Annotated in this window: 12 protein-coding genes; 9 read left to right on the forward strand and 3 right to left on the reverse strand. The window is 68.5% G+C overall.

Annotated features, from left to right (window positions below; all coding sequences use genetic code 11):
• The first annotated feature begins 165 nt into the window (after nt 1–165).
• The 7 genes from VGT00_21005 to radC all read left to right on the forward strand — a co-directional run bounded on the left by VGT00_21005 (nt 166) and on the right by radC (nt 5,955).
• Complete coding sequence (locus VGT00_21005) at nt 166–543, forward strand: hypothetical protein (GenBank protein HEV8533909.1); 378 nt, start codon at nt 166–168, stop codon at nt 541–543.
• Nucleotides 543–1,892: a phosphoglucosamine mutase gene (gene glmM, locus VGT00_21010; protein HEV8533910.1), complete on the forward strand. Its 1,350-nt coding sequence runs from the start codon at nt 543–545 to the stop codon at nt 1,890–1,892. The genes VGT00_21005 and glmM overlap by 1 nt, the downstream gene beginning before the upstream one ends.
• Before the next feature lie 5 nt (nt 1,893–1,897).
• Entirely contained in the window at nt 1,898–2,299 is a 402-nt protein-coding gene (gene acpS, locus VGT00_21015; protein ID HEV8533911.1) for a holo-ACP synthase, read from the forward strand.
• Entirely contained in the window at nt 2,277–3,065 is a 789-nt protein-coding gene (locus tag VGT00_21020) for a hypothetical protein (GenBank protein HEV8533912.1), read from the forward strand. Before acpS ends, VGT00_21020 begins: the two co-directional genes overlap by 23 nt.
• A 1-nt stretch (nt 3,066) precedes the next feature.
• Nucleotides 3,067–4,620 (forward strand): NAD(P)H-hydrate dehydratase, encoded by a 1,554-nt coding sequence (locus VGT00_21025; GenBank protein HEV8533913.1) that lies wholly within the window; start codon nt 3,067–3,069, stop codon nt 4,618–4,620.
• A gap of 155 nt (nt 4,621–4,775) precedes the next feature.
• On the forward strand, nt 4,776–5,213 hold the full coding sequence (gene tsaE / locus VGT00_21030; protein HEV8533914.1) for a tRNA (adenosine(37)-N6)-threonylcarbamoyltransferase complex ATPase subunit type 1 TsaE: 438 nt from the start codon (nt 4,776–4,778) through the stop codon (nt 5,211–5,213).
• Between the two features lie 55 nt (nt 5,214–5,268).
• Nucleotides 5,269–5,955 (forward strand): DNA repair protein RadC, encoded by a 687-nt coding sequence (gene radC / locus VGT00_21035; protein HEV8533915.1) that lies wholly within the window; start codon nt 5,269–5,271, stop codon nt 5,953–5,955.
• 240 nt (nt 5,956–6,195) lie between these two features.
• Here the strand turns inward: radC and VGT00_21040 are convergent, their stop codons facing one another.
• Nucleotides 6,196–6,438: a hypothetical protein gene (locus VGT00_21040; protein ID HEV8533916.1), complete on the reverse strand. Its 243-nt coding sequence runs from the start codon at nt 6,436–6,438 to the stop codon at nt 6,196–6,198.
• A 290-nt stretch (nt 6,439–6,728) separates the two neighbouring features.
• The gene (locus VGT00_21045; GenBank protein ID HEV8533917.1) at nt 6,729–7,733 is read right to left on the reverse strand and encodes a hypothetical protein; all 1,005 of its coding nucleotides are present in this window, start codon (nt 7,731–7,733) and stop codon (nt 6,729–6,731) included.
• An 18-nt stretch (nt 7,734–7,751) separates the two neighbouring features.
• Between VGT00_21045 and VGT00_21050 the strand changes: the two genes are divergently transcribed.
• Nucleotides 7,752–8,570, forward strand: a complete 819-nt coding sequence (locus VGT00_21050; GenBank protein HEV8533918.1) for a cobalamin-binding protein — start codon at nt 7,752–7,754, stop codon at nt 8,568–8,570.
• A gap of 118 nt (nt 8,571–8,688) precedes the next feature.
• Complete coding sequence (locus VGT00_21055; protein ID HEV8533919.1) at nt 8,689–8,913, forward strand: hypothetical protein; 225 nt, start codon at nt 8,689–8,691, stop codon at nt 8,911–8,913.
• A 65-nt stretch (nt 8,914–8,978) separates the two neighbouring features.
• Here VGT00_21055 and VGT00_21060 read toward each other — a convergent pair whose 3' ends face one another.
• On the reverse strand, nt 8,979–9,299 hold the full coding sequence (locus VGT00_21060; GenBank protein HEV8533920.1) for a PilZ domain-containing protein: 321 nt from the start codon (nt 9,297–9,299) through the stop codon (nt 8,979–8,981).
• Nucleotides 9,300–9,394 lie beyond the last annotated feature (95 nt).

A 9,394-nucleotide genomic window follows, 5' to 3' on the forward strand; every position in this document is an offset into this window, starting at 1 on the left:
AAACCGAATGATCAATGCGGTGGGGGGGTCTGGGGGAGGAGCGACGCCGCTCCCCCCCAGAACCTGTGAATGCACTATGAGACAAGCCGCGTGAGAAACCGAATGATCAATGCGGTGGGGGGGTCTGGGGGAGGAGCGACGCCGCTCCCCCCCAGAACCAATTAAATGCTCTCCGCGTTGACGCGTCACTGGGAGCTGAAGCTTTTGGCGCTCGTCTTCTCGACGGCACTCTGGTTCTTCGTGATGACATCGGAAAAGACCAATGCCGTCCTGCCTCTGTCCATCGAGCTTCACTCGTTGCCCGCGGGCCTCGTGGTCACCGGGGAGCAGCCCGAGACGGTGGAAGTGCAGGTCCACGGTCTCCGCTCCGCTCTCGCGCGTGTCTCGCCTGAATCGATGCGCGTGCGCGTCAGCCTGGCCGGGTCCCGGCCCGGCGAGATGATGCTGCGGCTCGGCCCTGAGCAAATCATCGTGCCCGCGGGCGTGACCGTGCTGCGCGTGAACCCCGATATCGTGCGCATAGAGCTGGCCCGGGAGCGCTGATGGCCCGTCTCTTCGGCACCGACGGGATCCGGGGCGTGGCCAATGCGGAGCCGCTGACCACGGAGCTGGCCTTTCGTCTCGGGCGCCAGCTCGTGGCCACCCTCCTCGAGCACCATGGTCTCAGCAAGGGGCGGCTCGTGGTGGGCCGGGACACCCGGCTGTCCGGCCCCATGCTCGAGGGCGCTCTTGTCTCGGGAGCGCTCTCCGCGGGGGCCGACGTCTTCGCGGTGGGCGTGCTGCCCACTCCCGCCATCGCCTATCTCACGCGCGCTCTCGACGCCCAGGGGGGGGTGGTGCTGTCGGCCTCGCACAATTCCTTCGAGGACAACGGAATCAAGATCTTCTCCTCGGAAGGCTCCAAGTTCCCCGAGAGCTGGGAAAGCGAGATCGAGGCCCGCCTGAATGGCCGGGACGTGGCGCCCAAGCCGACGGGCAAGTACCTGGGCCGCCTCGTGCGCTACGACCGGGCGGAGGCCGACTACATCGCGCACGCGCGGCAGACCTTCCCCTTCGACCTGGCGGGACTGACGGTGACGCTCGACTGCGCTCACGGCGCCACGTATCGCGTGGCGCCCAAGCTCTTTCGGGCCCTGGGCGCCAAGGTCGTCGTGCAAGGGGCGCGCCCCAATGGTCTCAACATCAACCAGAAGTCGGGCGCCCTGCATGCCGAGCGTCTGACCGCGCGGGTCCGCGCGGCCCGCGCCGACATCGGGCTGGCCTTCGATGGCGATGGCGACCGGCTCATCGCCCTGGATGAGACGGGCGAGGTCCGCGACGGAGACTATCTTCTCGCCATCTGCGGGCGCCACCTGGCCTCGCTTCGCCGGCTCAAGACCGGCGTCGTGGTGACCACGGTCATGGCCAACCTGGGTCTCGACAAGGCGCTCGGGCAGGCGGGGATACGCACCATCAAGACCCAGGTCGGCGACCGCTATGTGCTCGAGGAGATGATCAAGACGGGCGCCAACCTCGGGGGCGAGCAGTCCGGGCATCTGCTCTTTCTCGATCACACGACAACGGGAGACGGCATCGTCTCCGCCCTGCAGCTCCTGTCCGTGCTTCGCGAGACCGGCCAGCCGCTGTCCGCGCTGTCGAAGTGTCTGACCAAGTTCCCGCAGGTGCTGATCAACGTGAGGGTTCGCGAGAAGCCGCCGCTGGAGTCCATTCCCGGGCTGACGGTCCTGCAGGCGTCTTTCGAGCGCGAGATGGCCTCCGGCGGTCGGATACTTCTGCGCTATTCCGGCACGGAGAATCTCGCCCGCGTCATGGTCGAGTACGAGGACGGAGACAGGGTCCGGACCATCGCCGCCGATCTCTCCCAGCTCATCAAGGGAGCCATCGGGGCGTGACGGTCATGGGCGTGGGGGTCGACCTGGCGCAGATCACGCGCATGCGTCGCGCGGTCGAGCGTTGGGACGAGCGTTTCCTGCGCCGCGTCTTCACCGAGGGCGAGCTCGCCTATTGCCGCCGCCGCCGCGATCCCATCCCCCACCTGGCCGCGCGCTTCGCGGCCAAGGAGGCGACGCTCAAGGCGCTCGGCACGGGTCTCCGCATGGGCGTCAACTGGCGCGAGCTCGAAGTCCGGCGCGAGCGCGGACAGGCGCCCGTCATGGTGCTGTCGGGCCGCTCCCAGGCCCTCGCGCGCGCCAAGGGCGCCTCGCGGGTCCTGCTCTCGCTCTCGCATGATGGTGACTACGCCTTGGCGCAGGCGCTCCTCGTCGGAGATCCGCCGGATGCCGGGGCGGCTTCTACCTAGCTTCGCGATCGGCCTCGCCATGCTGCTGTCCGGCTGCGCGGGGCTTCTGGGAGGCAAGCAGCCCGTGTCCATCGCCGAGAGCACGCGCCCGACCTTGCCGGGGCAGGGGACCTTCATCGTCCAGAAGGGCCGGCCCGGCTTCGTCATCGGGGCCCCGCACGGGACCACGGACAGCTTCACGGACATGATCGGCGCGGACCTGGCCAGGCTGACGGGCTTCAGCGCCGTCATCGCGCGAGGCTTCGGCAAGCTCGACGCCGAGGGCCGCCGCTACAATGTCAACCGGCCCACGGAGGGCGTGGCGGGGATGCCGCCGAGCAGTGAGAGGGAGAGTGCCGAGGCGCGTCGCGTCTTCGAGGGCTATGACCGATCCGTGATCGAGGCCGCGCAGGGACCGCTGCGCTACTATGTCGAGGTCCACGGCAACGCGCACAAGGAGACGGCCGGGCGCGTGGAGATCGCCACGGTGGGGATCAGCACGGATGAGGCCTGGCGGCTCAAGGCCCTGCTCGAGCTCGTGCGCGACGCGCACCTGCGATCCCAGCCCGATGCCCCGCGCCTGGACATCCTCGTGGGGCCGGTGGATGCCCTCCGCTACACGGCCTCCCAGGCCAGGGCGGGCGGCCTTCTCGCGCGCTCGGAGAAGGCCATGCACATCGAGCTGCCGCGGGTCGCGCGCACCACCTACCGCGGGACCTACACGGCCATGCTCGCCGACTTCCTCACGCAGTCCGCCGATCTGCTCGCCTCCTCGAAAGGGAGGTAGGGTGCAGCCGGTCTTCACGGCGGCCGAGATGCGGGCCCTGGACGCCCGCGCCATCGAGAAGCTCGGCATCCCGGGGCCGCAGCTCATGGAAAACGCGGGCCGCGGCGGCACCGCCGTGATCATCCGCGAGTGGGCGCCCATCCGCGGCAAGCGGGTGACCATCCTGTGCGGCAAGGGCAACAATGGCGGCGACGGCTTCGTCGTCGCGCGTCACCTGAAGGGGAAAGGCGCCCGGGCGCGTGTCCTGCTCCTGGGCCGGCGCGCCGAAGTCAAGGGCGATGCCGCCAAGGCCCTGCGCCGATGGCGCGGGCGCGTCGAGGAGATCAAGGACGACGAGGGCCTCGCCACCGTGCGGAGGGCTCTCACCGAGGCGGACATCGTGGTCGACGCGCTCCTGGGCACCGGTCTCAGCGGGGCCGTGCACGGGCTGCTCGCCCATACCATCGAGCTCGTCAACGATGTATGCGGGCGCGGCGCCATCCCCGTCATCGCGCTCGACCTGCCCTCGGGACTCGCGTCCGATGGCGGCCTGCTCCTCGGGCCCGCGATCCGCGCGGACCTTACCCTGACCTTTGCCGGCCTCAAGCGGGCGTTGCTTCTCTACCCGGCCGCCGAATACGCGGGGCGCGTCGTGGTGGTGCCGATCGGAATCGCTGAGGCGGAGGTCGGGCGCGGGATCACGACCTTTCTCCTGGAGGAGTCCGATGTGCGCGGTCTGTTCCCGCGCCGGCGTCCAGATGCCCACAAGGGTACGTACGGCCACCTTCTGGTGGTGGCGGGCTCTCTCGGCAAGAGCGGGGCGGCTGCCCTGGCGGGCACCGCGGCCCTCCGGAGCGGGGTCGGGCTCTGCACGGTGGCGACCGCGTCCTCGCAACAGCCGACCATCGCGGGCTTCGCCATGGAGCTCATGACGGAGGCGCTGCCCGAGACGGCGGGCCGGGCCATCGCCTTCAAGGCCAAGGACCACCTCGACGAGCTGGCGGCTCAACGCGACGCGCTGGCGGTGGGGCCGGGGCTCTCCCTCGACGCCGAGAGCCAGGCCCTCGCTCGCGCGCTCGTGTCCGAGGTGCCGCGGCCCATGGTCATCGACGCGGATGCCCTGTCCGCCCTGGCCGGCCACCTCGATCTGCTCGAGGAGGCCTCGTCGCCGCGCGTGCTCACGCCGCATCCGGGGGAGATGGCGCGGCTACTCGGCATGACGGTGGCCCAGGTCCAGGCCGACCGCATCGAGATCGTGCGGGAGTGCTGTGTCCGCTATCGCGTGCATCTGGTCTTGAAGGGGGCCCGCAGCGTCCTCGGATGCCCGGATGGACGCGTCTTCATCAATCCCACGGGCAATCCGGGCATGGCCACGGGCGGCAGCGGCGATGTGCTGACGGGGATGATCGGCGCCTTCCTCGCGAGACGCTTCGATCCGCTCGCCGCGCTCCAGGCGGGCTGCTACCTCCACGGTCTCGCGGGAGATCTGGCCGCGGCCGACCGCGGCGAGGAGGGGCTCATGGCCAGCGACATCATCCAGGCCATCCCGGCCGCGCTCACGCCGGGCCTCCGATGATCGAGCTGAGACGCTGCCCGCTGTTCGAGTTGAGCGGTGAAGCCGCGAGACGAGAGCTGAGTTGATCCCGCAGGCCTGCAGTTCGACCTGAAGGGCGAAGCTCTGAAGGGCGAGCTGGGTGGATCAGCGGCGAGGCGAGGGCTGAATAGTTGATCGTGGTCTGCCGGAACCCGGAGGAGACGCAGGCGCTCGGCGAGCGGCTGGGCCGGCGCCTCGGCGAAGGCTCGGTGGTGGCCTGCACGGGGGAGCTGGGAGCGGGCAAGACCTGTTTTCTCCAGGGCCTCGCCCGAGGGCTCGGGGTCACCGCTGATGTCACGAGCCCGACCTTCGTGCTCGTGAACCAGTATCGGGGTCGGCTGCCCGTGTATCACATCGACGCGTACCGCACGGAGAGCCTGACCGAGCTCGTGGACGTGGGTCTCGAGGAGATGGTCCATGGCTCCGGGGTGACCATCATCGAGTGGGCCGACAAGATCCTGCCCCTCCTGCCTTCCACCGCCATCACGGTCGCCATCAGCGGCCTCGGCGACGAGCCCCGCCAGATCGAGCTCACCGGGGCCGAGGAGATTCTGAACCGGCGAGGGCTGAGATAACCGTCTGAGACTGGGGACATTGACGCCTTCGCGAGCCGCGTGTTACTTCGGCCGCATGGGCAGGAGCACTCGCGGCACCGAATGGGCCACCGAAGAGCGTCCGCGTGAGCGCCTCTACCACAAGGGCGCGGCGGCGCTCTCCGATGCCGAGCTGCTCGCGATCCAGCTGGGGACCGGCGTGCCCGGACTCTCCGTGCTCGACGTCGCCCACGAGCTGCTGACGCAGTTCGGCTCGCTTCAGGAGCTGGCGGGGCGCGAGGTGGCCGAGGTGGCGGCCGTGCGCGGCGTGGGGCGCGCCAAGGCGGTGCGGCTGGCCTCCGCCTTCGAGATCACGCGGCGGCTCCGGTCACGGAATGGCGCGAGCCGACCGGCCCTCTCGAGCCCCGAGCAGGTGTTCGGGCGCTATGGGCCGCTCATGGAAGACCTCAAGAAAGAGGTCTTTCGGGTGGCCCTGCTGGACGCCCAGAACGGGCTCCTCAAGGACGTGGTGATCTCCGAGGGTACCCTGTCGGCCAGCCTCGTCCATCCCCGCGAGGTCTTCAAGCCCGCCATCGTGGAGTCGGCCGCCTCCATCATCCTGCTGCACAATCATCCGAGCGGCGACCCCACCCCGAGCCGCGAGGACGTGCGGCTGACCCGCCAGCTCGTCGAATGCTCGAAGCTCCTGGACCTGCCCATTCACGATCACGTCATCATCGGAAGGGAGCGCTTCATCAGCATGGCCCAACGAGGCAGTCTCTAGGGGAGACGAAAGCACCCCGGCGGCTCAAAAAGGTCCAGATGCGAGGCGGCGTCCGAAGGTCGCGCGCGAGGCGTAGTTCTTATTCGGCCCTCGCCTCGTGGCTGCGCCTCTCAGCTCGAACTGCCACGTACGTTGAGCGTGCGGGTCAACTCAGCTCTCGTCTCGCGACGGCCAGAGGCCGCCGCTCAACTCGAAGGGCGGGGCGCCAACGAAGCAGCTGGGCCTTTTTCAGCCGCCGGGCTAGCCTTTGGCGAGCTTCTCCACTTCCTTCTTCGACATGCCCTGGATACGCGCCAGGATGGACTTCACCTTTCGTTCCGAGGTGTGATCCGCGAGGATCAGCTTCTTCGACTTCGTGCCGTTGACGATGTAGGCGACCCAGTCGTCCAGGCTCGGCGTCCCCCGCCATGCCACGGTGAGCCCATTGAGCCGCATCCGCTTCCTGCCCTCTACCTTCGCCAGGGGCTTCCGGCTTGCCTCCATGCTCACCGTCCCTTCAGCATCTCACGTTCGTGTTTCACTCTCGTGACGCGCGCAGCAGGGGCCCACAGTATGAAGCGACGCAAACCATGTCAAGGCTTCGTTTGGCCGCGCTGGATGCGGGTTTGCGCGCTGTCCGCGCCGCGCACACGCGTGATTGCTGCCTCTTATTCGGCCGCTCGCAACGGTGGACGGCCGGAGCGTCATATTTTCGATACGTGCCCGCAGAGCCGCATCAGGCCGTGCGATTTCTCGTTCTGTGGATGCCGGTGGATAAGTGGATAAGCTGTGGGTTACCGATGGGCCTTGACAATGGCGTCGAGCATTCGCCGCGCGAGGAGCGGGCCCCGCGTGATGAATCCGGTGAAGTACGCGCACGCCGTCGCGCCCGCACCGAGCGCCTGCAGGGCCTTGTCGGGGGTGTCGATGCCGCCGGTGGCGATGAGATCGATGCGCGCGCCGAATCGATCGCGCAAGCGGCGCACATTGTCGAGCATCTGAGGGAAGAGCGCGGGACCGGAAAGGCCACCGACCTTCTGGGAGAGGCGCGGCTCGTCCAGACGGCGCGTGTTGCCGCAGTTGATGATGGTGATCCCGGCCTCGACGGCCGCGGGGATGGTCGTCTCCTCGTTCATCTGCCGGAAGTCGGGCGACACCTTGACGATCATGGGCTTGTCGGTGGCCTTGCGGGCCCCGCGGAACATGGCCGCGAGCTCCTGCGGCCGCTCGGACCACGCATAGACGAGCTTGGTGTTGGGCGACGAGATATTGATCTCGACCAGATCCCCGAGAGGCGCCAGCCCCTCCACCACGGCCACGATGTCCTCCGCCGATTCGCCCGTGGCCGAGACGATGAGAGGCACCCGATGCGGCAAGCGACGGAGGGCGGCGCCATAGGCCTCGAGGCCCGGATTGTGAAAGCCATTGCAGTTGACGAGGCCGGGCCCCTCGGGCGTCTCGATGCGGACGAGATTTGGCGGGGGATGTCCGGGACGTGGCGTGGGCGTGATGCTCTTCGTGGTCACTGCCCCGAAACCAAGCCCCATGGCGCGCCGGAGAATCGTCGTGTCGTAGTACATCGACGACAAGATCAGCGGATTGGGCAGCCGCACGCCGCCCAGGGTCGTGGCGAGGCGCGGGTCGTGGTTGCGGAAGATGGGCAAGCGATCGAGGGGCAGGAGGCGCAGGCCCCACTGGCCCAGGGGCACCGCGACGCGCTCGGGCAGCCGGGAGAGGAGGCCGCCGTAGAGCACACGATAGAAAGAATCGGCGGCGCGCACCATGGCGATTGCGTGCACATGGTATCCTAGCTCGCGATGGAGTTCCACGACGCGACGGGCGCGCTCGTCTCGCTCGCCGCCCCGCCACGGCGCATCGTCTCTCTCATCCCGAGCATCACCGAGATCCTCTTCGCCGTGGGCGCCGGTGACGCGGTGGCCGGCTGCACGGTGTACTGCACCCAGCCCCCCGAGGGCGTCGCGGCCAAGACGCGAATCGGCGGGGAGAAGGACCCGAAGCTCGACGTGATCCGCGAGCTCCACGCCGACCTCGTGGTCGCCAATGTCGAGGAGAACGTGCGCGAGCACGTCGAGACGCTCCGCGGCTGGGGCATCCCCGTCTATGTCACCTATCCGCGCACGGTCGCGGCCGGCATACGCCTGGTGCGAGACCTCGGCGAGGTTGTCGGACAGGGCGAGCGGGCGGCGACCCTCGCGAGCGAGCTCGAGGCCGCGCTGGAGGCGGTGCGGAGGGCGCGCGCGGACACTCCTCGGCGCCGCGTCTTCTACCCGATCTGGCGGCGGCCCTGGATGACCGTCAACCGCGACACGTATGCCCACGACATGCTGGTGGAGTGCGGAGGGATCAACGCCTTCGGCGGGCACGAGCGGCGCTATCCCGAGGTGACGCTCGACGAGGTGGCGCAGGCGGCGCCCGAGGTCATCCTGCTGCCGGACGAGCCCTATCGCTTCCGAAGGGCGCACCTGGCGGATTTCCAGGCGCATCCCGAAATCCCGGCCGTGCGCGAAGGACGCCTTCACCTCATGGACGGCAAGCTCGCGACCTGGTACGGCCCGCGGATCAAGGAGGCGCTGGCCATCCTGCCTCGGCTCATTGGGGGAGAATCTGCCGCCTAACCTGCTATACTGGGCACCTCTTCGTGGAAGAGAGCAGCGGGTAATCGCACCCCGCGGTCCTCACGAGCGGTCGCTCGAAGCTCCCGGAAACAGCGGTTCTCTCGAAGGAGACGGTGCCGTGCGCCGTACCCCGGCCAAGTCGTTTCAGTGCGAGGTGGTGTCCGAGACGGTTTCCATCACGCTCCGCCGGAGCACGGTCATCGGCGGCAGCGGGAAGCTCTTCGTGCAGTGCAGCGAGCTCGACTGTCAGTACGTGGGAACGAACGAGCCGCCCTGCCCCCTCACCCTCGACCTCTTCGCGGCCGAGATCCAGGAGCGGATGGAGCAGCGCCGGGACGAGTAGCCTTTACTCGACAGCGGCGAGGCGAGAAGAGGGGCGCGCATCCCGCGTGGGCGGGATACCGTCGATCAGGGATTCTGCGGAGCGGGTCGGCTGATGATCTCGGTCTCGTCCCCTTCGAGCCCGACGAAGAAGAACGCCGAACCGTCCAGGTCGGCGCGCCAGACAATGGCGTCCACGTCGAGAGAGAGGCCATTGGGTGGGCGGAAGTGGAGCTTGGCCGTCTTGCCGACTTCCAGGGGCTCATCGACCCGGACCTTGGTGCCCATCGGGCTCAAGTTCACCGTCTCGAGCTGGAGCGAGCGGTCCTCCAGCTCCAAGACCACGGGCCATGTCACCTTGGCCCTGGGATAGCGCCTGAGATCTGCCCGTCGGTCGCTCATGGCCATGGCGATTGTCTCATTGGCCCACCGCTCCTGACAAGACCCTTTGCAATTCTCGCCCGCGGCTTCCCCTCATGCCCATTTGATGCGATTCCGGCTCA

It is taken from the genome of Candidatus Methylomirabilota bacterium (assembly GCA_036002485.1).
Classification (GTDB): domain Bacteria; phylum Methylomirabilota; class Methylomirabilia; order Rokubacteriales; family CSP1-6; genus AR37.

Excerpts from the sequence above, each read along its gene's own strand:
- VGT00_21005 (HEV8533909.1), top strand. The coding sequence starts at position 166 with ATGCTCTCCGCGTTGACGCGTCACTGGGAGCTGAAGCTTTTGGCGCTC.
- glmM (HEV8533910.1), top strand. The coding sequence starts at position 543 with ATGGCCCGTCTCTTCGGCACCGACGGGATCCGGGGCGTGGCCAATGCG.
- acpS (HEV8533911.1), top strand. The coding sequence starts at position 1,898 with ATGGGCGTGGGGGTCGACCTGGCGCAGATCACGCGCATGCGTCGCGCG.
- VGT00_21020 (HEV8533912.1), top strand. The coding sequence starts at position 2,277 with ATGCCGGGGCGGCTTCTACCTAGCTTCGCGATCGGCCTCGCCATGCTG.
- radC (HEV8533915.1), top strand. The coding sequence starts at position 5,269 with ATGGGCAGGAGCACTCGCGGCACCGAATGGGCCACCGAAGAGCGTCCG.
- VGT00_21040 (HEV8533916.1), bottom strand. The coding sequence starts at position 6,438 with ATGGAGGCAAGCCGGAAGCCCCTGGCGAAGGTAGAGGGCAGGAAGCGG.
- VGT00_21050 (HEV8533918.1), top strand. The coding sequence starts at position 7,752 with ATGGAGTTCCACGACGCGACGGGCGCGCTCGTCTCGCTCGCCGCCCCG.
- VGT00_21060 (HEV8533920.1), bottom strand. The coding sequence starts at position 9,299 with ATGGCCATGAGCGACCGACGGGCAGATCTCAGGCGCTATCCCAGGGCC.